Below are 23,573 nucleotides of genomic sequence, written 5' to 3'. Positions count from 1 at the left end.
TTTCCCTTCTAAGCTTCTGGCAGATACCCCAGCTGCTTTGTCTCTCCAGGAGCTTTTCCATGTCTATACGCCGTCTCGCCCTGCTGGCTTTTTGCGTGCTCTTAGCCGCTTGCAGCAAGGTCACCCAAGAAAACTACCAAAAGCTCTCGGCCGGCATGGCCAAGGCCGAGGTGGAGTCGTTGCTGGGTAAGCCAACCGATTGTTCCGGCGCACTGGGCATGTCCAGCTGCACCTGGGGCGATAAAAACAGCTTTATCAGCGTGCAGTACGCCGGTGACAAAGTTCTGATGTTTTCCGGGCAAGGCCTGAAGTAAACCGGGGCGCGAGCCTGCGGGAGAAGAAGAATGATGCGTTTTGTTTTGTTCCTTTGCGCCAGCCTGTTTTTGGCGGGCTGCGCCAGCCATTCTGGCGATGATCTGCAACCCAAGACTGCGAGCAACGTCAACCTCAAGCGTTACCAGGGCACCTGGTATGAGTTGGCCCGGTTGCCGATGTACTTCCAGCGCAACTGTGCGCAATCCGAAGCCCGCTACACCTTGCTGCCTGATGGTGACATGTCGGTTTTCAACCGCTGCCTGACGCCTGAGTGGAAGTGGCAAGAGGCCAAAGGCACGGCAACGCCGCAGGTGCCAGGCAAGACCGACAAACTGTGGGTGGAATTCAATAACTGGTTTACATCGCTGTTGCCGGGCGTTGCCAAGGGCGACTACTGGGTGCTGTATGTCAGCGATGACTACAAGACCGCCATCGTCGGCAGCCCGAGCCGTCGCTATATGTGGATCCTGTCGCGCACGCCGACGGTGAGTGCCGATACCCGCGAAGACCTGCTGAGCAGGGCGCGACAGCAAGGCTATGACACCACGCGGTTGATCTGGCGCACGTCGGATAAGCAGATGGCGAAGACGTCTCAGTAATTTGCGGCCCCTCAATCAAATGTGGGAGCTGGCTTGCCTGCGATAGCATCAACCCGGTGTAACTGAAGCGCCGAGGTGTCTGTATCGCAGGCAAGCCAGCTCCCACAGTTGTTATGGGTTGGTCGTCAGTTCAGCAAGTCCTTCAGGACCTGGGTGAATGCCCGACTGCTGTCTTCTTCGCCAGCATGATGCCCATCTCGCACCACCCATTTGCCATTGACCAGTACATCGCGCACTTGCCGATCACCACCGGCAAATAGCCAGCGGTTGAGAATTCCATCCTCACTGGCCGTCGCCAAGTACGGGTCGCTACCGTCCAGCACTATCCAGTCCGCACGCTTGCCCACTTGCAGTCGACCAATCGGCTGGCCCAGCGCTTGTGCGCCACCGTCCAGCGCAGCATCGAACAGCGTGCGACCCACCATCGGCTGATCGCTGCGATACAGGCGGTTGCGCCGTTGATCGCGCAGGCGCTGGCCGTATTCCAGCCAACGCAGTTCTTCCACCACGCTCAGTGACACATGGCTGTCGGAACCGATGCCCATGCGGCCGCCCTGAGCGAGGAAGTCCACCGCCGGAAAAATCCCATCGCCCAGGTTGGCTTCGGTGGTCAGGCACAAACCGGCAATCGCTCGGCTGTTGGCCATGCGCGTGACTTCGTCGGCATCGGCATGGGTGGCATGCACCAGGCACCAGCGATCATCCACCTCGACATTGTCATACAGCCACTGCAACGGGCGCTTGCCGCTCCAGGCCAGGCAGTCGTCGACTTCTTTTTGCTGTTCGGCGATGTGGATATGCACGGGGCAGTTTTTGTCACTGGCGCCCAGCACGGTATGGATTTGTTCGGGGGTTACGGCGCGCAGGGAGTGGAAGCACAGGCCCAGTTGCTGCGCCGGTTGTGCCGCCAGAATGGGCTGCAGGCGTGCTTGCAGGTCCAGGTAGTGTTCCGTGCTGTTGATAAACCGTCGCTGGCCTTCATTCGGCGCTTGGCCACCAAAACCCGCATGGGTGTAGAGCACCGGCAGCAAGGTCAGGCCGATCCCGCTGCTGGCGGCCGCCTGGCTGATCTGGCGGGACAGCTCCGTACGGTCGGCATAGGGCTGGCCGCTGAGATCGTGGTGCACGTAATGAAACTCGGCTACCGAGGTGTAGCCGGCCTTGAGCATTTCGATATACAGCTGACGGGCGATGACCTGTAACTGCTCGGGGTTGATCTTGCCGACCATGCGGTACATCAAGTCGCGCCAGGTCCAGAAACTGTCGTTGGGGTTGCCGGCCACTTCGGCCAAGCCCGCCATGGCGCGTTGGAAGGCATGGGAGTGCAGGTTCGGCATGCCCGCCAACACCGGGCCCCTGAGCCGTTCCGCGCCTTCTGCACTGGCATTGGGCTCAACCTTTGTCAGCAGGCCATCGGCGCCGACTTCAAGACGTACATCATTGGCCCATCCATTAGGCAGCAGTGCGCGTTCGGCAAAGAAAGCGGACATGATCAAGGCACCCCGGTCGTGTGTTTATTTGTATATACATATACAGACGTTTGCCTGCTCGGTAAACTCCGGCAATCTATGCATCTTTTTCCCCTGCAAGGATTCCCTGTGCCGACTCCGCCCGCCAACTCTTCGCTGGCTGCCCACATGGACGAAAGTCCGGCGCCCTTGTATGCCCGCGTCAAACAGATGATCAGCCAGCAGATCCTCAACGGCAACTGGCCGCCCCATTACCGCGTGCCGTCGGAAAGCGAGCTGGTCAGCGAGTTGGGCTTCAGCCGCATGACCATCAACCGTGCCCTGCGCGAGCTGACCGCCGAAGGCTTGTTGGTGCGTATGCAGGGTGTGGGTACGTTTGTTGCCGAGCCGAAAAGCCAGTCGGCCCTGTTTGAAGTGCACAACATCGCCGATGAAATCGCCTCCCGCGGGCATCGGCACACTTGCCAGGTCATCACCCTGGGCGAAGAAGCTGCTGGTTCCGAGCGCGCCGTCGCCTTGGAAATGCGCGAAGGCGGGCGGGTGTTCCACTCGTTGATCGTGCATTACGAGAACGACATTCCTGTGCAAATCGAAGACCGTTTCGTCAACGCTCTGGTCGCGCCGGAATACCTGCAGCAGGACTTCACCCAGCAAACCCCGTATGCCTATTTGAACCAGGTCGCGCCGTTGACTGAGGGTGAGCATGTGGTTGAGGCGATTCTCGCCGATGCCGCCGAGTGCAAGTTGTTGCAGATCGAGCCGAGCGAGCCGTGCCTGTTGATTCGCCGACGCACCTGGTCGGGTCGCCAGCCGGTGACTGCGGCGCGGTTGATCCACCCCGGTTCCCGTCACAGCCTCGAAGGACGCTTCAGTAAATGAGTGAGATCAACGTCTGGCGCGCCGCCGACTACGTACGCATGCCGTGGAAGAACGGCGGCGGCAGTACCGAAGAAGTCAGTCGCGACGCCGGCACCGGCCTGGATGGATTTGGCTGGCGTTTGTCGATTGCCGATATCGCCGAGTCGGGTGGGTTCTCCACCTTCGCCGGTTACCAGCGCGTGATTACGGTGATCAAAGGCGCCGGCATGGTGCTGACCGTAGACGGTGAGGAGCAGCGCGGGTTGTTACCGTTGCAGCCGTTCGCGTTCAAGGGCGAAAGCCAGGTGTCATGCCGTTTGATCACCGGGCCGATCCGCGACTTCAATCTTATCTATTCGCCCGAGCGTTACCATGCACGCTTGCAGTGGATGGATGGCGTGCAGCAGTTTTTCAGTACTGCGCAGACGGTGCTGGTGTTCAGCGTGGCGGACGAAGTGAAGGTGCTGGGCGAGAAGCTCGGCCACCACGATTGCCTGCAAGTGGACGGTAACACTGAACTGCTGGAAATATCGGTCACAGGCCGCTGCTGCATCATCGAACTGACCGCACGCGGTTAAAAACTGTGGGAGCTGGCTTGCCTGCGATAGCGGTGTATCAGGCTAGGATGTGCTGACTGACACACCGCTATCGCAGGCAAGTCAGCTCCCATATTTGTTTGTGCGCTGTTCCCAAGACCGCGCACCAATTTGTTACCGAACGCCCCAGCGTGACGCAAAGCCACGCTGTCGTGACAAATCCTCTTTGCTGTAAAACGCCTCCGTAAGAAATTTCATCAAACCTCCAAGCCTTGATTATCAAGGCTTGCGCGCGCCTTTGGAAAAAATCTGCGAGGCTCATTTCAAAAGTTGGCCGCTCGATTGCATATGCTTGTACATACAAGTAAAGATGTGTGCGTAAGACTTCGCACCATCCATGTTCGCGCATCGATCGCCGAGGAGTCCTAGCTGTGACCAAGCCTACAAAATACCGTGACGTCGAAATCCGCGCCGCCCGCGGTAACAAGCTCACCGCCAAAAGCTGGCTGACCGAAGCGCCGCTGCGCATGCTGATGAACAACCTCGACCCACAAGTGGCCGAGAACCCCAAAGAACTGGTGGTGTACGGCGGTATCGGCCGTGCGGCGCGCAACTGGGAGTGCTACGACCAGATCGTCGAGAGCCTCACCAATCTGAACGACGACGAAACCCTGCTGGTGCAATCCGGTAAGCCGGTCGGCGTGTTCAAGACCCACAGCAACGCCCCGCGCGTGCTGATTGCCAACTCCAACCTGGTACCGCACTGGGCCAGTTGGGAGCATTTCAACGAACTGGATGCCAAGGGCCTGGCCATGTACGGCCAGATGACCGCCGGCAGCTGGATCTACATCGGCAGCCAAGGCATTGTCCAAGGCACCTACGAAACCTTCGTCGAAGCCGGTCGCCAGCATTACAACAGTGACCTCACCGGCCGTTGGGTACTCACCGCCGGCCTCGGCGGCATGGGCGGCGCGCAGCCACTGGCCGCGACCCTGGCCGGCGCCTGCTCGCTGAACATCGAGTGCCAGCAAGTCAGCATCGACTTCCGCCTGAACAGCCGCTACGTCGACGAGCAGGCCACCGACCTCGACGACGCCCTGGCGCGTATCGCCAAGTACACCAAGGAAGGCAAGGCCATCTCCATCGCCCTGCTGGGCAACGCCGCCGAGATCCTGCCGGAACTGGTCAAGCGCGGCGTGCGCCCGGACATGGTCACCGACCAGACCAGTGCCCACGACCCACTCAACGGCTACCTGCCGGCCGGCTGGACCTGGGACGAATACCGCGCTCGCGCCAAGACCGAGCCGGCCGCCGTGATCAAGGCCGCCAAGCAGTCGATGGCCGTCCACGTCAAAGCCATGCTCGAATTCCAGAAGCAAGGCATCCCGACCTTCGACTACGGCAACAACATCCGCCAGATGGCCCAGGAAGAGGGCGTGGAAAACGCGTTCGACTTCCCAGGTTTCGTACCGGCTTACATCCGCCCACTGTTCTGCCGTGGCATCGGCCCGTTCCGTTGGGCGGCGCTGTCCGGCGACCCGCAAGACATCTACAAGACCGACGCCAAAGTCAAAGAACTGATCCCGGACGATGCCCACCTGCACAACTGGCTGGACATGGCCCGCGAGCGCATCAGCTTCCAGGGCCTGCCGGCACGTATCTGCTGGGTCGGCCTGGGCCAGCGTGCCAAGTTGGGCCTGGCGTTCAACGAAATGGTGCGCAGCGGCGAGCTGTCCGCGCCGGTCGTGATCGGCCGTGATCACCTGGACTCCGGCTCGGTCGCCAGCCCGAACCGCGAAACCGAAGCCATGCAGGACGGCTCCGACGCTGTGTCCGACTGGCCACTGCTCAACGCCTTGCTCAACACCGCGAGCGGCGCCACCTGGGTCTCGCTGCACCACGGTGGCGGCGTGGGCATGGGCTTCTCCCAGCACTCGGGGATGGTGATTGTCTGCGACGGTACTGACGAAGCGGCCGAGCGGATTGCCCGCGTGCTGCACAACGACCCGGCGACCGGGGTGATGCGTCATGCGGATGCGGGTTACCAGATCGCTGTCGACTGCGCCAAGGAACAAGGCCTGAACCTGCCGATGATCAAGTAACTCAATGTGGGGTGGGCTTGTGTGGCGAGCAAGCTCGCTTGCGCTGGGGTGCGAAGCAGCCCCAAAAAGCCGGCTCCAGCTTCGCTGTCGAACGGGAGCAAGCTCCCTCGCCACAGCAAGCCAGCTCCCACAAGAGCAAGATGCATACAAAACAATCCATCAGAGGTTGAACAACATGGCTGCAAACGACACCACCCCGTTGATCGAGAAACGTTCGATCGACTACATCCCGGAAGCGGAAAGACATGGTCGTCTATTCAGTCAATTCACCCTGTGGATGGGTGCCAACCTGCAGATCACTGCGATTGTCACCGGGGCGTTGGCCGTGGTGCTGGGCGGTGATGTGTTCTGGTCGTTGATCGGCTTGCTCATCGGTCAATTGATCGGCGGTGGCGTCATGGCGCTGCATGCGGCGCAAGGGCCCAAGCTTGGCCTGCCGCAGATGATTTCCAGCCGGGTGCAGTTCGGCGTGTATGGCGCGGCCATTCCGATTGTGCTGGTGTGCTTGATGTACTTGGGTTTCACCGCCACCGGTACCGTGTTGTCGGGCCAGGCGCTGGGCCAGTTGTTCGGGGTCAGCGACAGCGTCGGCATCCTGATCTTCGCCAGTGTCATCGTGCTGGTCACGGTGCTGGGTTACCGAGTGATCCACTTCATCGGCCGGGTTGCCAGCCTGATTGGCGTGGTTGCCTTTGTGTACCTGTTCAGCCGCCTGATGAGCCAGACCGACGTTGGCGCGCTCCTGCAGATCCGCCACTTCAGCTGGAGCAGTTTCCTGCTGGCCGTGTCGCTGGCGGCCTCTTGGCAGATTGCGTTCGGCCCTTACGTGGCGGATTACTCGCGTTACCTGCCGAGCCACACGTCATCGGTTAAAACCTTTCTCGCTGCTGGCGCAGGCTCAGTCATCGGGGCCCAAGTGGCGATGGTCCTCGGCGTGTTTGCCGCGGCCATGTCCAACGGGCAGTTTGCCGGTCACGAGGTGGCGTACATCGTTGGCTTGAGCGGCACGGGGGCCACCGCTGCGTTGCTGTATTTCAGCATCGCGTTCGGCAAGGTCACCATCTCGACGCTCAATTCCTACGGCAGCTTCATGTGCATCGCCACTATCATCAGCGGCTTTCGTGGGCGTCTGGAGGTCACGCGTCTGCAGCGTCTGGTATTCGTGTTGATGATCGTCGGCACGGCCACGCTGATCGCGTTGCTCGGCCAGCATTCGTTCCTCGGTGCATTCAAGTCGTTCATCCTGTTCCTGTTGGCGTTCTTTACGCCCTGGAGCGCGATCAACCTGGTGGATTACTACTGCATCACCCGCGAGCGTTATGACGTGCCGGCGCTGGCCGACCCGAACGGTCGTTACGGCCGCTGGAACCTGCTGGGCATCAGCGTCTATGTGTTCGGCGTGCTGGTGCAGTTGCCGTTCATCTCCACCAAGTTCTACACCGGCCCCCTGGTGGCCGCGCTGGGGGATGTGGATATCTCCTGGATCATCGGCCTGGTACTGCCGGCGGCCCTGTATTACGTGTGTGCAAAAAAATGGCACGGCACGGTACCCGATCACCTGATCCTGCCAAAAGAGCAGGGCGCTTCACCCATAACAAACGAGCTGGCTGCACAAGCCTGATGGGACGTGGACAGGGCAGGACGCCTACTGACTGCCGTAATCCATTTCATGATTGGGAGCGTCACAACAATGACTATGAATAAGACCTTGCTGGCTACTTTGTTCGCGGCTGGCGTGCTGGCAAGTGCCGGCGCCCAGGCGGCCGGTTGGTGCGAGTCGGGTAAACCGGTGAAATTCGCCGGCCTGAATTGGGAAAGCGGCATGTTGCTCACCGACATCCTGCAAACCGTGCTGGAAAAAGGCTACGACTGCAAAACCGACAGCTTGCCGGGCAATTCCATCACCATGGAAAACGCCCTGGGCAGTAACGACATCCAAGTGTTCGCCGAGGAGTGGGTAGGTCGCAGCGAGGTCTGGAACAAAGCCGAGAAGGCCGGCAAAGTCGTGGGCGTCGGGGCTCCGGTGGTGGGCGCGGTCGAAGGTTGGTACGTGCCGCGCTATGTGATCGAAGGCGACGCCAAGCGCAAGCTGGAAGCCAAGGCCCCGGACCTGAAAAGCATCGCCGACCTGGCCAAATACGCCTCGGTGTTCAAGGACCAGGAAGAGCCGTCCAAAGGCCGCTTCTACAACTGCCCGGCCGGCTGGACCTGCGAGCTGGACAACAGCGAAATGCTCAAGAGCTACGGCCTGGAAAGCACCTACACCAACTTCCGCCCGGGCACCGGCCCGGCGCTGGATGCGGCGGTGCTGTCGAGCTACAAGCGCGGCGAGCCGATCCTGTTCTACTACTGGTCACCCACACCGCTGATGGGCCAGGTCGACCTGGTCAAGTTGGAAGAGAAGCCCGGCGTGGACAAAACCGTGAGCATCAAGGTCGGCCTCTCCAAGACTTTCCACGAACAAGCCCCGGAGCTGGTGGCCGTGCTGGAAAAGGTCAACCTGCCCATCGACCTGCTGAACCAGAACCTGGGCCGCATGGCCAAGGAGCGGATCGAGTCGCCGAAACTGGCGAAAATATTCCTCAAGGAACATCCTGAAGTCTGGCACGCCTGGGTGAGCGAAGACGCAGCCAAGAAAATCGACGCGGCCTTGTAGGTCAAGTGTGCACGGCTACCCTCAAGGGTGGCCGGGCGGCTGGCCACAACCCACTGGATCGAGAGCACGATATGTTTCCTGAGAGCTTTACCTTTTCCATCGCCGACTGGGTCAACGGTTGGGTGGACGCACTGGTCACCAACTACGGCGATGTGTTCCGGCACATCTCCGATACGCTGCTGTGGGCCATCGTCAACCTGGAAGGCCTGCTGCGCGCAGCGCCCTGGTGGCTGATGCTGGCCATCGTCGGGGGCATCGCCTGGCACGCCACACGCAAGGTGGTGACCACGGCGGTGATCGTCGGTTTGCTGTTCCTGGTGGGCGCCGTTGGCCTGTGGGACAAGCTGATGCAAACCCTGGCATTGATGATGGTGGCCACGGTGATTTCGGTGTTGATCGGCATCCCCCTGGGTATCTTGTCGGCGCGCAGTAATCGCCTGCGTTCGGTGCTGATGCCGCTGCTGGACATCATGCAAACCATGCCCAGCTTCGTGTACCTGATCCCGGTGCTGATGCTATTCGGCCTGGGCAAGGTCCCGGCGATTTTCGCTACGGTGATCTACGCCGCGCCGCCGCTGATTCGCCTGACAGACCTGGGTATTCGCCAGGTCGATGGCGAAGTCATGGAAGCCATCAACGCCTTCGGCGCCAACCGCTGGCAGCAACTGTTCGGCGTGCAATTGCCGCTGGCGTTGCCGAGCATTATGGCCGGGATTAACCAGACCACCATGATGGCGCTGTCGATGGTGGTGATCGCCTCGATGATCGGTGCCCGTGGCTTGGGTGAAGACGTGCTCGTCGGCATCCAGACCCTCAACGTCGGCCGCGGCCTTGAAGCCGGGCTGGCGATCGTGATTCTCGCAGTGGTCATCGACCGCATTACCCAGGCTTATGGCCGCCCACGGCATGAGGCGAGCAAATGACGACTGTCAGCAAAATCGAAGTCAAAAACGTCTTCAAAATTTTCGGCGCACGCGCCAAGGATGCGCTGGCCATGGTCGGCCAGGGCAAGACCAAGGACCAGGTACTGGCCGAGACCGGTTGCGTGGTCGGCGTCAATGACCTGTCCCTGAGCATCGGCACCGGTGAGATCTTTGTGATCATGGGCTTGTCGGGTTCGGGCAAATCCACCCTGGTGCGCCACTTCAACCGCCTGATCGACCCCACCAGCGGCGCGATCCTGGTGGACGGCGAAGACATCCTGCAACTGGACATGGAAGCCCTGCGCCAATTCCGTCGGCACAAGATCAGCATGGTGTTCCAGAGCTTCGGCCTGCTGCCGCACAAGAGCGTGCTCGACAACGTTGCCTACGGCCTGAAAGTGCGTGGCGAGACCAGGCAAGTCTGCGCCGAACGTGCGTTGCACTGGATCGAAACCGTGGGCCTCAAAGGCTATGAAAACAAATACCCCCACCAGCTTTCCGGTGGCATGCGCCAGCGCGTGGGCCTGGCCCGCGCCCTGGCGGCCGACACCGACATCATCCTGATGGACGAAGCCTTCAGCGCCCTCGACCCGTTGATCCGCGCCGAGATGCAGGACCAATTGCTCGAGCTGCAAAAGACCCTGCACAAGACCATCGTGTTCATCACCCACGATCTCGACGAGGCCGTGCGCATCGGCAACCGCATTGCGATCCTCAAGGACGGCAAGCTGATCCAGGTCGGCACGCCGCGAGAGATTCTGCACTCGCCGGCGGATGAGTATGTGGACCGCTTTGTTCAGCGGCGGGCGGCGGTGGTCTGATCCGGGCTTGAACGTTCTCACGCTCCGCGTGGGAACGCATTTCGTGACGCTCCGCGTCACTTGGGGGGACGCAGAGCGTCCCAGGCGGCGTACCCACGCAGAGCGTGGGAACGATCAATGCTGCCTAAGAATTGAAGAAGGTATGAAGATGTCCCAGGCAACCAAAATCATCATCGCCGACACCCCCATGCGCTGGCAGGACGTCACCGCCGTCGCCCGCCACGGCGCCATGCTCGAACTGTCGGGCCACGCCTGGGCGCGTATCGACAATGCCCAGGCCATCGTGCAGCGCATCGTCACCAGCGGCGAGCGTGCCTATGGTGTCAACACCGGCCTGGGCGCGTTGTGCAACGTCTCGCTCAAGACCGAGCAACTGAGCCAACTGTCGCGCAATACGCTGTTGAGCCACGCCTGCGGCGTCGGCCCGGTGCTCAGCGATGAGCAAACCCGTGCGATCATCTGCGCGGCGATCATCAACTACAGCCACGGCAAATCCGGCCTGCATCCGCAGGTGGTGCACGCGCTGCTGGCGCTGCTCAACCACGGCATCACCCCGCAAGTACCGTCCCAAGGCTCGGTGGGGTATCTGACCCACATGGCCCATATCGGCGTGGCCCTGCTGGGCGTTGGTAATGTGAGTTATCGCGGCCAGATCGTCACGGCGCAACACGCGTTGCAGGCTGAAGGCTTGCAGCCGGTGGTGCTCGGCGCCAAAGACGGCCTGTGCCTGGTCAATGGCACGCCGTGCATGACCGGCCTGAGCTGCCTGGCCCTGGCCGACGCGCATCACTTGCTGCAGTGGGCCGACGTGATCGGTGCCATGAGCTTCGAAGCCCAGCGCGGCCAGATTGACGCCTTTGACGAAGCCATCATCGCCCTCAAGCCGCACCCGGGCATGCAGCACGTAGGTATCAACCTGCGTGCCCTGCTCGACGGCAGTGAGGTGATTGCCAGCAGCAAAGGTATTCGCACCCAGGACGCCTTGAGCATTCGCTCGATTCCGCAGATTCACGGCGCGGCCCGCGACCAGGTAGAACACGCCACGCGCCAGATCGAGACCGAACTCAACAGCGCCACCGACAACCCGCTGGTGCTGGGCACGCCGGATAATTACCGCGTGGTGTCCCAGGCCAACCCTCACGGGCAGTCCGTCGCGTTGGCGGCCGACATGCTCGCCATCGCCATGGCCGAGATCGGTTCGGTGGCCGAGCGTCGCCTGGATCGCCTGGTCAACCCGCATGTCAGCGGCCTGCCAGCCTTCCTGGTGAGCAACCCGGGCGTCAACTCCGGAATGATGATCGTGCAGTACGTCGCCGCGTCCTTGTGCGGGCAGAACCGCCAGTTGGCGCAACCGGCGGTGCTCGACAATTTCGTCACCTCAGGCCTGCAGGAAGACCACTTGAGCATGGGCACCAACGCCGCGCTCAAGTTGCACCAGGTGCTGGCCAACGTCACCCAGATTCTCGCTATCGAGTACCTGCTGGCGGCCCAGGCTTTCGAGTTTCTCAAGGACCAGCGCTTCGGCGCCGGTACCGACCGCGCCTGGCGTTTGCTGCGCGAAGTGGTCCCTGCTTATGAACAGGACCGCTGGCTGGTGCCGGATATTGCCGCCGCTGCCCAATTGCTTAAAGACACTGCTTTACCGAATTTGCACTGAACACCTAAGAACAATTCACAAGGAGTATGAATGTGACTGCGCTAAACCTGATTCCAGGCCAACTGAGCCTCGCCCAACTGCGTGCCATCTACCAGCAGCCAGTAACCCTCAGCCTGGATGACAGCGCCTCGGCCCAGATCGAAGCCAGCGTTGCCTGCGTGGAGCAGATTCTCGCCGAGAACCGCACCGCCTACGGCATCAACACCGGTTTTGGCCTGTTGGCATCGACCCGCATCGCCAGCGAAGACCTGGAAAACCTCCAGCGTTCCCTGGTGCTGTCCCACGCCGCCGGCGTCGGTGAGCCGATCAGCGATGCACTGGTGCGACTGGTCATGGTGCTCAAGGTCAACAGCCTGAGCCGTGGCTTCTCCGGGATTCGTCGCCAGGTGATCGACGCGCTGATCGCGCTGATCAACGCCGAGGTGTACCCGCACATTCCGCTCAAGGGGTCAGTGGGTGCTTCCGGTGACCTGGCGCCGCTGGCGCACATGTCCCTGGTACTGCTTGGCGAAGGCAAGGCGCGTTACAAGGGCGAATGGCTGGAAGCCACCGAGGCACTGAAAATCGCCGGCCTCACGCCGCTGACCCTGGCCGCCAAAGAAGGCCTGGCGCTGCTCAACGGCACCCAGGTGTCCACGGCCTATGCCCTGCGTGGCCTGTTCGAAGGCGAAGACCTGTTCGCCGCTGCCCTCGCTTGCGGCGGCCTCACTGTGGAAGCGGTACTGGGTTCGCGTTCGCCGTTCGATGCGCGTATTCATGCGGCGCGTGGCCAGCGTGGCCAGATCGACTCGGCAGCGGCCTATCGTGACCTGCTCGGTGAGAGCAGCCAGGTGTCCCAATCGCACCAGAACTGCGACAAGGTGCAAGACCCGTATTCCCTGCGTTGCCAGCCGCAGGTCATGGGTGCATGCCTGACTCAATTGCGCCAGGCCGCCGAGGTGCTGGTGGTAGAAGCCAACGCAGTGTCGGATAACCCGTTGGTCTTTGCCGCCGAAGGCGATGTGATTTCCGGTGGCAACTTCCACGCCGAACCCGTGGCCATGGCCGCCGATAACATGGCGCTGGCCATTGCCGAAATCGGCTCCCTGAGCGAGCGTCGGATCTCGTTGATGATGGACAAGCACATGTCGCAACTGCCGCCGTTTCTGGTGGGCAATGGCGGGGTGAACTCCGGCTTCATGATCGCCCAGGTGACCGCTGCCGCGCTCGCCAGCGAGAACAAGGCGCTGGCCCATCCCCATAGCGTCGACAGCTTGCCGACTTCGGCCAACCAGGAAGACCACGTGTCCATGGCACCGGCTGCGGGCAAGCGTTTGTGGGAAATGGCCGAAAACACCCGGGGCATCCTCGCGGTGGAATGGCTCGCGGCGTGCCAGGGCCTGGACCTGCGCGACGGCCTGAAGACCTCGCCCAAGCTGGAAAAAGCCCGTGGCATCCTGCGCGACAAGGTGGCGTTCTATGACAAGGACCGCTTCTTCGCCCCGGACATCAACGCCGCCAGCGAACTGCTCGCCAGCCGCTGCCTGAATGAGCTGGTGCCGGCCAAGTTGCTGCCAAGCCTCTGACCGCGACTCGGTCTGTGCCTGATCATTCCCACGCTCCGCGTGGGAATGCATCCTGTGACGCTCTGCGTCACCGCTCTAAAAGCAGACGCGGAGCGTCCAGGTCGGAGTTCCCACGCCGAGCGTGGGAACGATCTTCTCCTCATAAGAATAATTAGGGACGAGAAATGCACCAGCCAGAAAAAGGTTTGAAACGCGGGCTCAACGCCCGACATATTCGCTTCATGGCCCTCGGTTCCGCGATCGGCACCGGGCTGTTCTATGGCTCTGCCTCCGCCATCCAAATGGCCGGTCCTGCCGTGCTGCTGGCCTACCTGATCGGCGGCGCTGCTGTATTCATGGTGATGCGCGCCCTCGGTGAGATGGCCGTGCACAACCCGGTGTCTGGCTCATTCGGCCACTACGCCAGCACCTACCTGGGGCCCATGGCCGGGTTTATCCTCGGCTGGACCTACGCCTTTGAAATGATCATCGTCTGCCTCGCCGACGTCACCGCGTTCGGCATCTACATGGGCTTCTGGTTTCCCGAAGTGGCCCGTTGGGTCTGGGTGCTGGGCATCGTATTCCTGATCGGCGGCCTGAACCTGTGCAACGTCAAAGTCTTTGGCGAGATGGAGTTCTGGCTGTCGTTGCTCAAGGTCGGTGCCATTGTGGCGATGATCCTCGGCGGTTTTGGCATCATGCTGTTTGGTATTCACTCGGCAGGCGAAACCCAGGCCAGTGGCTTGAGCAATCTGTGGGCCCACGGCGGCTTCATGCCCAACGGCATCGGTGGGCTGATCGCCTCGTTTGCGGTGGTGATGTTTGCCTTTGGTGGCATCGAAATCATCGGCATCACCGCCGGTGAAGCCAAGGACCCACAGCGGGTGATCCCCAAGGCGATCAACGCTGTGCCGCTGCGTATCCTGCTGTTCTACGTGCTCACCCTGTTCGTGTTGATGGCCATCTACCCGTGGCCGCAGATCGGCAGCCAGGGCAGCCCGTTCGTGCAGATCTTCAGCAACCTGGGGATTGGCTCGGCGGCGACCATCCTCAACATCGTGGTGATCTCGGCGGCGGTGTCGGCGATCAACAGCGACATTTTCGGCGCCGGGCGCATGATGTACGGCCTGGCTCAACAAGGGCAGGCGCCCAAGGGCTTCGCGCAATTGTCCAAACAAGGCGTGCCATGGATGACCGTGGTGGTCATGGGCGCCGCCTTGCTCGGCGGTGTGGTGCTCAACTACCTGATCCCGGAAAACGTGTTCTTGCTGATCGCCTCGATTGCCACCTTCGCCACCGTGTGGGTATGGCTGATGATCCTGTTTACCCAGGTCGCCATGCGCCGCTCGATGACCAAGGCGCAGATCGCCGAACTGAAATTCCCGGTGCCGTTCTGGCCTTATGCGCCGGCGGCGGCCATTGTGTTCATGCTGTTTGTGTTTGGTGTACTCGGTTACTTCCCGGATACCCAGGCGGCGTTGATGGTAGGCGCCGTGTGGATCGTGCTGCTGATCATCGCCTACTGGCTGTGGGTCAAGCCTGCCGCCGGGCAAACGGCCAAGGTCGATTACGACCCGGTTTTGTCTCATCGATAACTTAGGGAGGCGTTGATGAAAACGCTTTGGCAACACTGCCACGTCGCAACCATGGCCAACGGCAAATACTCGATCATCGAGGATGCCGCCATGGTGACTGCCGGCTCGCTCATCGAGTGGGTCGGCCCCCGCAGCCAGGCGCCAACCGCGGATTACGCCCAGGTGCATGACCTGCAAGGCGCGTGGGTCACCCCCGGGCTGATCGATTGCCACACCCATACGGTGTTCGGTGGCAATCGCAGCGGCGAATTCGAGCAGCGCCTCGAAGGTGTCAGCTACGCCGAGATCGCGGCCAAGGGCGGCGGCATTGCCAGCACTGTGCGCGCAACCCGTGCGGCGAGCGAAGATGAGCTGTTCTTGAGCGCTGAAAAGCGCCTGCGCAGTTTGCTGCGTGACGGCGTGACCACGGTGGAGATCAAGTCCGGCTACGGCCTGGACCTGGCCAACGAACGCAAGATGTTGCGCGTGGCTCGGCGCCTGGGTGAAGCGCTGCCGGTCAGCGTGCGCGCCACGTGCCTGGCCGCCCACGCGTTGCCGCCGGAGTACAAGGACCGCGCCGACGATTACATCGAGCACATCTGCAGCCAGATGCTGCCGGCCCTGGCCGCCGAGGGGTTGGTGGATGCGGTCGATGCCTTCTGTGAATACCTGGCATTTTCCCCCGAGCAGGTTGAGCGGGTATTCAAGGTCGCCCAGCAACTTGGCTTGCCGGTGAAGCTGCACGCCGAGCAACTCTCGTCGTTGCATGGCTCAAGCTTGGCGGCGCGCTACCACGCGTTGTCGGCCGACCACCTGGAATTCATGACTGAAGAAGACGCCATCGCCATGGCTGCGGCCGGTACCGTCGCCGTGCTATTGCCGGGCGCGTTCTACTTCCTGCGTGAAACCCAGTTGCCGCCCATGGACGCCCTGCGCAAACACGGCGTGAAGATCGCCATCGCCAGCGACCTCAACCCCGGCACATCACCGGCGCTGTCGGTGCGGCTGATGCTGAACATGGCCTGCACCCTGTTCCGCATGACCCCGGAAGAAGCCCTGGCCGGCGCCACGCAACACGCGGCCACCGCGTTGGGCCTGGGCGATACCCATGGTTCCCTGGAAGTGGGCAAGGTCGCGGATTTTGTCGCCTGGCAGATCGATCGCCCCGCCGACCTGGCCTACTGGCTGGGTGGCGAACTGGATAAACGCGTCGTGCGCCACGGCGTCGACGTCACTGTTTGAGAGGATGCAGTTGTGGATAAGGTTCTGACATTCAAACAAGGCCGCGTGCCGCTGCTGATCAGCATGCCCCACGCCGGCCTGCGGCTCACCCCTGCGGTCGAGGCCGGGTTGATCCCCGAGGCGCAAAGCCTGCCGGATACCGATTGGCATATCCCGCTGTTGTATGACTTTGCCGAAGAGCTGGGCGCCAGCACCCTGGCGGCGGAGTACTCGCGGTTTGTCATCGACCTCAACCGGCCCTCCGACAACGCGCCGCTGTATGCCGGTGCTACTACCGGCCTGTACCCAGAGACGCTGTTCGATGGCGTGCCGTTGTTCCGTGAAGGGCAAACGCCCTCCGACGAAGAGCGGGCCAGCTACCTGCAAAAAATCTGGGGGCCGTACCACCGCCAACTGCAAGAAGAACTGGCACGCCTCAAGGCCGAGTTCGGTTATGCGTTGCTGTTCGATGCGCACTCGATCCGCTCGTTGATCCCGCACCTGTTCGACGGCAAATTGCCGGACTTCAATCTGGGCACCTTCAACGGCGCTGCATGCGACCCGCAGCTGGCAAGCCAGTTGGAAGCCATCTGCGCTCAGCATCCGCAATATACCCATGTGCTGAACGGGCGCTTCAAGGGCGGCCATATCACCCGTCACTACGGCAACCCGGCGCAGGATATTCATGCGGTGCAGCTGGAGTTATGCCAGAGCACCTATATGGAAGAGTTCGAGCCGTTCCGTTATCGCCATGATTTGGCCGAGCCGACGCAGGTGGTGTTGAGGCAGTTGCTGGAAGGGCTGTTGGCTTGGGGGCAGAAGCACTACCGGTAATTGTTGGTGCTGCTGCAATAGCTTTCGCGAGCAAGCCCGCTTGACCGCGCTCTATCATGAGAATGCGCTCGAAATGTGGGAGCTGGCTTGCCTGCGACAACGGGGGTTCAGCAACACTTTTATCAACTGACACACCGCCATTCCGGCAAAGGGCTGGCCCACGGTTGTTTGCGGGCACGCGGCCAGGTGCCGGAGGTGGATCGGCTGTATGACTATCTGCTTGGTTACCTGAGGCGCGAACTGCTGACACAGGTCTAAGTGCTCAAGGACATGCTCATTGCACAATTCGGGTTTATGATGCCAGACGGCAAAATAATAGACGTCCCCCCAGGGATGAACCCGACACCCTACGGAGCACGCAATGCAGACTTGGTACCCGCAGATCAAACCCTACGCCCGGCACGATCTGGCTGTCGATGACACCCACACCCTGTACGTCGATGAAAGTGGCTCCCCCGAAGGCTTGCCTGTCGTGTTCATCCATGGAGGCCCCGGCTCCGGTTGCGACGCCCAGAGCCGCTGCTATTTCGACCCGAACCTCTACCATATTGTCACCTTCGACCAGCGTGGCTGCGGCCGCTCTACGCCAAGGGCCAGTCTCGAGAACAACACCACCTGGGATCTGGTCGCCGACCTTGAGCGCATCCGCGAGCACCTGGGCATCGACAAATGGGTGCTGTTCGGCGGTTCCTGGGGTTCGACCCTGGCCCTGGCCTACGCGCAAACCCACCCCGAGCGCGTGCATGGCCTGATCGTGCGCGGCATCTTCCTCGCCCGCCCGCAGGATATTCGCTGGTTCTACCAGGAGGGCGCGAGCCGCCTGTTCCCGGACTACTGGCAGGACTATGTGGCACCCATCCCGGTGGAAGAGCGCCACGATATGATTGCCGCTTACCACAAGCGCCTGACCGGCAACGACCAGATCGCCCAGATGCATGCGGCCAAAGCCTGGTCGGGCTGGGAAGGCCGTATGTTGGGCCTGTGCCCGAGCCCGCAGCATGTGGAACGGTTTTCCGAGCCGCAGCGCGCCTTGTCCATCGCACGTATCGAATGCCATTACTTCACCAACAACTCCTTCCTGGAACCCAACCAGCTGATTCGCGATATGCACAAGATCGCCCATCTGCCTGGCGTCATCATCCATGGCCGCTACGATATGATCTGCACGCTGGATAACGCTTGGGAGCTGCATCAGGCCTGGCCCAACAGCGAGTTGCAGGTGATTCGCGAAGCAGGGCACGCGGCGTCCGAGCCGGGCATCACCGACGCACTGGTGCGTGCGACCGGCGAAATGGCCCGGCGCCTGCTCGACCTGCCGCCTGAAGAAGCATGAAGGGCTTGTTGCAGCGGGTGCGTGGCGCCCGGGTTGAGGTCGCAGGGGAGGTGATAGGCTCGATTGACCAGGGTTTGCTGGTGCTGGTGGCCGTCGAGCCTTCAGATACGCCCGAAAGCGCCGACAAACTGCTGCACAAGCTGCTTAACTATCGGGTGTTCAGTGACGAGGAGGGCAAGATGAACCTGTCCCTCAAGGACATCGGCGGCGGTTTGCTGCTGGTGTCGCAGTTCACCCTGGCGGCGGATACCAAAAGCGGGCTACGGCCCAGCTTCTCCACAGCGGCTCCTCCGGCCCTGGGAGCGGCGCTTTTTGAGCACTTGTTGTTACAAGCGCAACAATTGCATGGCAAGGTGGCGTCGGGGCGTTTTGGCGCGGATATGCAGGTGCACTTGGTCAATGATGGCCCTGTGACCTTCCTCTTACAGACATGAATGTATGAAAAACGACGTTAATGCCTAAAAACGCAGGGTTTCGCTACAAATACTTCACTGTCCCTGATGCGTTGTCTCGCGGGCTACTAGATAATCGCGCGCTACGGGGATCAGCGTTGTTTGGTCCATTTTTGACTTAGGTAGAGCCTTGTCCGACAACCGCATGGGGAATCATTTCGCCCCAGAGGAGTCGGAACATTGCTCGCCAACCTGGCATATAGATAGCTGGCCGTTGGTTTTTTGATCTGTTTTCGGCGAGGGTTGCTCGTGATTGTTAGTCCCTGTAATGCACCAAAATTGTCTGCCAAACGGTTACGAAACGCACTGGTGACGGGCTCTGCCCTGTTTTGCCTGTTCGGCGCGGGTCAACTGTGGGCGTTCAGTCTGGATGATGTGTCGGCCAAGGCAAAAGAGCTGGCTGGGCAGAAATACGAAGCTCCGCGCAGCAATTTGCCGAACGAATTCCGCGAAATGAAATTCGCTGACTACCAGAAGATTCGTTTCCGCAATGAAAAAGCCGAGTGGGCCGATCAGAACACCCCGTTCAAGCTGTCCTTCTATCACCAGGGGATGCATTTCGACACCCCGGTGAAAATCAACGAAGTCACCGCCGACAGCGTGCATGAAATCAAGTACGACCCGACGCGTTTCGATTTCGGCGACGTGAAATTTGATCCTAAAGCCACCGAACAGCTGGGTTACGCCGGTTTCCGTGTGCTTTTCCCGATCAACAAGGCCGACAAGCAAGACGAAATCATGACCATGCTCGGCGCCAGCTATTTCCGCGTCGTGGGCAAGGATCAGGTGTACGGCTTGTCTGCCCGTGGCATGGCGATCGACACCGCGTTGCCGTCTGGCGAAGAATTCCCGCGTTTCACCGAGTTCTGGATCGAGCGTCCAAAGCCGGGTGACAAGCACCTGGTGATTTTCGCGCTGCTGGATTCGCCACGCGCCACTGGCGCTTATCGCCTGATCCTGCGTCCTGGCACCGACACCGTAGTGGACGTCAAATCCCAGATGTTCCTGCGTGACAAGGTCAGCAAGCTGGGCGTTGCGCCGTTGACCTCGATGTTCCTGTTCGGCGCCAACCAGCCGTCCAAGGTCCTCAACTACCGCCGCGAGCTCCACGATTCCAGCGGCCTGTCGATTCACGCCGGCAATGGCGAGTGGATCTGGCGTCCGCTGAACAACCCTAAACACCTGTCGGTCAGCAACTTCAGCGTCGAGAACCCGCGTGGGTTCGGCCTGCTGCAACGTGGCCGCAACTTCAGCCACTACGAAGACCTGGACGACAACTACGACAAGCGCCCAAGCGCCTGGATCGAGCCTGAAGGTGACTGGGGCAAAGGCTCTGTCGACCTGGTCGAGATCCCGACCGCCGATGAAACCAACGACAACATCGTGGCGTTCTGGAGCCCGGCCGAACTGCCGGAAGTCGGCAAGCCGCTGGACGTGGCCTACCGCCTGCACTGGACACTGGACGACGCGGCCTTCCATTCGCCGGACAGTGCCTGGGTCAAGCAGACCCTGCGCTCCACGGGTGATGTGAAGCAATCGAACCTGATCCGTCAGCCGGATGGCAGCGTGGCCTACCTGGTGGACTTCGAGGGCCCGTCCCTGAAGAAACTGCTGCCGGACGCCCCGGTGCGTAGCCAGGTGAGTGTGGGTGATAACGCTGAACTGGTTGAAAACAGCGTGCGCTACAACGAACACACCAAAGGCTGGCGCCTGACCCTGCGTATGAAGATCAAGGACTCAAGCAAGCCGACCGAAATGCGCGCGGCACTGGTGCAGGATATCGTGCAGCCTGAGGCTGAGTCGGTTTCCAACCATGTGCTCAAGGCCGATAAAGTCTTGGCCAAGCAGCATGAGAAACAGGCCAAGAAAGACGCCAAGGACAAGGAAGCCAAACAGCCTGAGGCTGCCCCAGCCACGCCGGAGCCGATCAAGACCGAGCAAGTCCTGACCGAAACCTGGAGCTATCAGTTGCCTGCCGATGAGTAATTCTCAAGTCAAGCCAGAGACTCTGTCCGAGTATCTGGCGCATCTACCCATGACGGCTGAGCAGCGCGCCGAGCTGGCGGGCTGCAAGTCCTTCAGCGAGCTGCACGAACGTCTGTCGTCCAAGACCTTCGACGCACCGACCGACGCTGCCCAAGCGTCGGTTGGCCGCCGCTTGACCCTCAACAGCGCCGAAGAGCTGCAAGACGCCGAGATGCTGGCGCTCGATGCCAGCGGTCGTGTGTGCCTAAAGGCCACGCCGCCGATCCGTCGGACCAAAGTGGTGCCCGAGCCTTGGCGCACCAACATCCTGGTGCGCGGTTGGCGCCGGATGACCGGGCGCACCAACCCGCCCAAGCCACCGAAAGACGAGCGGGTACTGCCGGCTGCGCGCTGGCGTACCGTGGGCTCGATCCGTCGTTACATCCTGTTGGTGCTGATGCTGGGCCAGACCATCGTGGCCGGCTGGTACATGAAAGGCATCATGCCGTACCAAGGCTGGTCGCTGGTCGACTTCGACGAGATCCGCAACCAGACCCTGCTGCAAACCGCTACCCAAGTACTGCCTTACGCGCTGCAAACCAGCATCCTGATCATGTTCGGGATTCTGTTCTGCTGGGTGTCGGCCGGTTTCTGGACTGCGCTCATGGGCTTCCTGGAGCTGCTGACCGGTCACGATAAATACCGTATCTCCGGTAAAAGCGCCGGTGACGAGCCGATTCCAAAGGATGCGCGCACCGCCCTGGTGATGCCGATCTGTAACGAAGACGTGCCGCGTGTATTCGCCGGTTTGCGTGCGACGTTCGAATCGGTGGCCGCAACCGGTGACCTGGACCGCTTCGATTTCTTCGTGCTCAGCGACAGTAACGACGCCGACATCTGCATCGCCGAACAGCAAGCCTGGCTCGACGTATGCCGCGAAGCGGGTGGTTTCGGCAAGATCTTCTATCGCCGTCGTCGCCGTCGCGTAAAGCGCAAGAGCGGCAACCTCGACGACTTCTGCCGTCGTTGGGGCGGTGACTACAAGTACATGGTCGTTCTTGACGCTGACTCTGTGATGAGCGGCGAGTGCCTGACCAGCCTGGTGCGCCTGATGGAAGCCACGCCGGATGCCGGGATTATCCAGACCGCGCCGCGTGCGTCGGGCATGGACACCCTGTATGCGCGTATGCAGCAGTTCGCCACTCGCGTCTATGGCCCGTTGTTTACCGCCGGCCTGCACTTCTGGCAGTTGGGTGAATCCCACTACTGGGGCCACAACGCCATTATCCGTATGAAGCCGTTTATCGAGCACTGCGCCCTGGCGCCGCTGCCCGGTAAAGGCGCGTTTGCCGGTGCGATCCTCTCCCACGACTTCGTTGAAGCCGCGCTGATGCGCCGTGCCGGCTGGGGCGTGTGGATTGCCTACGACCTGCCGGGCAGCTACGAAGAACTGCCGCCGAACCTGCTGGACGAACTCAAGCGTGACCGTCGCTGGTGCCACGGTAACCTGATGAACTTCCGCCTGTTCCTGGTCAAAGGCATGCACCCGGTGCACCGTGCGGTGTTCCTCACCGGCGTGATGTCCTACCTGTCGGCGCCGTTGTGGTTCTTCTTCCTGGTGTTGTCCACGGCCTTGCTGGCGGTGAACACCCTGATGGAACCGCAATACTTCATGGCGCCGCGCCAGTTGTACCCGCTGTGGCCACAATGGCACCCGGACAAGGCGGTGGCGCTGTTCTCCACCACCATCGTGCTGTTGTTCCTGCCTAAACTGCTCAGCATCATCTTGATCTGGGCCAAGGGCGCCAAAGAGTTCGGTGGCAAGTTCAAGGTGACCCTGTCGATGCTGCTGGAGATGTTGTTCTCCATGCTGCTGGCGCCGGTGCGGATGATCTTCCACACCCGTTTCGTCCTCGCCGCGTTCCTCGGTTGGGCCGCAACCTGGAACTCGCCGCAACGTGACGATGACTCCACGCCCTGGAGCGAAGCGGTCAAGCGTCATGGTCCGCAAACCCTGCTGGGCTTCCTGTGGGCCCTGCTGGTGGTGTGGCTGAACCCGAGCTTCCTGTGGTGGTTGGTGCCGATCGTCGGTTCGCTGATGCTGTCGATCCCGGTGTCGGTGATTTCCAGCCGGGTCAAGCTGGGCCTCAAGTCCCGCGACGAGAGCCTGTTCCTGATCCCTGAGGAATACAACCCGCCGCAAGCCTTGCTCTCGACCGAGAAGTACACCCACGAAAACCGTTGGCACGCCCTCAACGACGGCTTTGTGCGTTCGGTGGTAGACCCGCAGCAGAACGCCCTGGCCTGCGCCTTGGCGACCTCGCGGCACCGTGAGGCCGAGCCCATCGAATACCTGCGCATGGAACGGGTTCGCCACGCGTTGAAAGTCGGCCCGGCCGGCCTCAACAACAGCGAACGCCTGGCCTTGCTCAGCGACCCGGTGGCCCTGGCTCGCCTGCATGAGCAGGTGTGGAGCGAAGGCCACGCCGAGTGGCTAGGCGCTTGGCGTGCCTCGATCAAGGCCGATCCGCACGCGCCGTTGCTGCCCCTGCAACCACAGTCGTCCCAGGCCCAACCGGCCTGATTCAGGCACCCCCGAAGGCTCACTTCGGGGGTGTTTCAAACGTTGGTCCTACAGCGTTTTTCGCTTCTTCCTTTTTATCGCTAACTCCTTGTTATTTCGAAACAAAAGACCTTTGATCGAGGCGTATTGC

Annotated in this window: 18 protein-coding genes and 2 pseudogenes; 19 read left to right on the top strand and 1 reads right to left on the bottom strand. The window is 61.2% G+C overall.

Annotated elements, in window-relative coordinates; genetic code table 11:
- Positions 1–59: 59 nt before the first annotated feature.
- Together FXO12_RS16540 and FXO12_RS16535 are read left to right on the top strand one after the other, a co-directional pair.
- Complete coding sequence (locus tag FXO12_RS16540; RefSeq protein ID WP_003187823.1) at positions 60–314, top strand: hypothetical protein; 255 nt, start codon at positions 60–62, stop codon at positions 312–314.
- Between the two features lie 30 nt (positions 315–344).
- Entirely contained in the window at positions 345–914 is a 570-nt protein-coding gene (locus FXO12_RS16535; protein ID WP_034117302.1) for a lipocalin family protein, read from the top strand.
- A 125-nt stretch (positions 915–1,039) separates the two neighbouring features.
- Here FXO12_RS16535 and FXO12_RS16530 read toward each other — a convergent pair whose 3' ends face one another.
- The gene (locus FXO12_RS16530) at positions 1,040–2,404 is read right to left on the bottom strand and encodes a formimidoylglutamate deiminase (protein WP_057975380.1); all 1,365 of its coding nucleotides are present in this window, start codon (positions 2,402–2,404) and stop codon (positions 1,040–1,042) included.
- A 147-nt stretch (positions 2,405–2,551) separates the two neighbouring features.
- Here FXO12_RS16530 and hutC point away from each other — a divergent pair, with 147 nt between their 5' ends.
- The 17 genes and pseudogenes from hutC to mdoH form a co-directional block, all read left to right on the top strand.
- Positions 2,552–3,262 (top strand): histidine utilization repressor, encoded by a 711-nt coding sequence (hutC, locus tag FXO12_RS16525; protein WP_230182974.1) that lies wholly within the window; start codon positions 2,552–2,554, stop codon positions 3,260–3,262.
- On the top strand, positions 3,259–3,819 hold the full coding sequence (locus FXO12_RS16520) for a HutD family protein (RefSeq protein ID WP_057975381.1): 561 nt from the start codon (positions 3,259–3,261) through the stop codon (positions 3,817–3,819). Before hutC ends, FXO12_RS16520 begins: the two co-directional genes overlap by 4 nt.
- 389 nt (positions 3,820–4,208) lie before the next feature.
- Entirely contained in the window at positions 4,209–5,879 is a 1,671-nt protein-coding gene (hutU, locus tag FXO12_RS16515) for a urocanate hydratase (protein WP_034125546.1), read from the top strand.
- A 175-nt stretch (positions 5,880–6,054) separates the two neighbouring features.
- Positions 6,055–7,500 carry a cytosine permease gene (locus FXO12_RS16510; RefSeq protein ID WP_034125547.1) on the top strand — a complete coding sequence of 482 codons (1,446 nt, stop codon included), beginning with the start codon at positions 6,055–6,057 and terminating at the stop codon, positions 7,498–7,500.
- A 69-nt stretch (positions 7,501–7,569) separates the two neighbouring features.
- Entirely contained in the window at positions 7,570–8,535 is a 966-nt protein-coding gene (locus FXO12_RS16505) for an ABC transporter substrate-binding protein (RefSeq protein ID WP_032893997.1), read from the top strand.
- Between the two features lie 71 nt (positions 8,536–8,606).
- Positions 8,607–9,458, top strand: a complete 852-nt coding sequence (locus FXO12_RS16500; protein WP_003187838.1) for a proline/glycine betaine ABC transporter permease — start codon at positions 8,607–8,609, stop codon at positions 9,456–9,458.
- The gene (locus FXO12_RS16495; RefSeq protein ID WP_057975382.1) at positions 9,455–10,279 is read left to right on the top strand and encodes a glycine betaine/L-proline ABC transporter ATP-binding protein; all 825 of its coding nucleotides are present in this window, start codon (positions 9,455–9,457) and stop codon (positions 10,277–10,279) included. Before FXO12_RS16500 ends, FXO12_RS16495 begins: the two co-directional genes overlap by 4 nt.
- A gap of 148 nt (positions 10,280–10,427) precedes the next feature.
- Positions 10,428–11,936, top strand: a complete 1,509-nt coding sequence (gene hutH / locus FXO12_RS16490; protein WP_057975449.1) for a histidine ammonia-lyase — start codon at positions 10,428–10,430, stop codon at positions 11,934–11,936.
- A gap of 26 nt (positions 11,937–11,962) precedes the next feature.
- Entirely contained in the window at positions 11,963–13,501 is a 1,539-nt protein-coding gene (gene hutH, locus FXO12_RS16485; protein WP_089042090.1) for a histidine ammonia-lyase, read from the top strand.
- Between the two features lie 164 nt (positions 13,502–13,665).
- The gene (locus FXO12_RS16480; protein ID WP_034125549.1) at positions 13,666–15,075 is read left to right on the top strand and encodes an amino acid permease; all 1,410 of its coding nucleotides are present in this window, start codon (positions 13,666–13,668) and stop codon (positions 15,073–15,075) included.
- Between the two features lie 15 nt (positions 15,076–15,090).
- A complete protein-coding gene (hutI, locus tag FXO12_RS16475) occupies positions 15,091–16,296 on the top strand; it encodes an imidazolonepropionase (RefSeq protein ID WP_057975383.1) in 1,206 nt (401 codons plus the stop codon).
- A gap of 12 nt (positions 16,297–16,308) precedes the next feature.
- Positions 16,309–17,109, top strand: coding sequence for an N-formylglutamate deformylase (gene hutG, locus FXO12_RS16470; RefSeq protein WP_054897534.1), 801 nt, complete (start codon positions 16,309–16,311; stop codon positions 17,107–17,109).
- A 144-nt stretch (positions 17,110–17,253) separates the two neighbouring features.
- Positions 17,254–17,367, top strand: a pseudogene (locus FXO12_RS29030) (alpha/beta hydrolase); the annotation flags it as partial.
- A gap of 103 nt (positions 17,368–17,470) precedes the next feature.
- Positions 17,471–18,442, top strand: coding sequence for a prolyl aminopeptidase (gene pip / locus FXO12_RS16465; RefSeq protein ID WP_034125552.1), 972 nt, complete (start codon positions 17,471–17,473; stop codon positions 18,440–18,442).
- Positions 18,439–18,876: a D-aminoacyl-tRNA deacylase gene (dtd, locus tag FXO12_RS16460; RefSeq protein WP_034125553.1), complete on the top strand. Its 438-nt coding sequence runs from the start codon at positions 18,439–18,441 to the stop codon at positions 18,874–18,876. Before pip ends, dtd begins: the two co-directional genes overlap by 4 nt.
- Positions 18,877–19,143: 267 nt before the next feature.
- Complete coding sequence (locus tag FXO12_RS16455; RefSeq protein WP_057975451.1) at positions 19,144–20,880, top strand: glucan biosynthesis protein G; 1,737 nt, start codon at positions 19,144–19,146, stop codon at positions 20,878–20,880.
- A pseudogene (gene mdoH / locus FXO12_RS16450) lies at positions 20,873–23,451 on the top strand (glucans biosynthesis glucosyltransferase MdoH); the annotation flags it as partial. The gene FXO12_RS16455 and the pseudogene mdoH, both read left to right, overlap by 8 nt.
- Positions 23,452–23,573 lie beyond the last annotated feature (122 nt).

The organism is Pseudomonas sp. J380 (genome assembly GCF_009827115.1).
In the GTDB taxonomy this organism is placed as follows: Bacteria; Pseudomonadota; Gammaproteobacteria; order Pseudomonadales; family Pseudomonadaceae; genus Aquipseudomonas; species Aquipseudomonas paracarnis.
The sequence above is the reverse complement of the archived record's forward strand: the minus strand, read 5'-3'. Positions and strand labels throughout refer to the sequence as shown.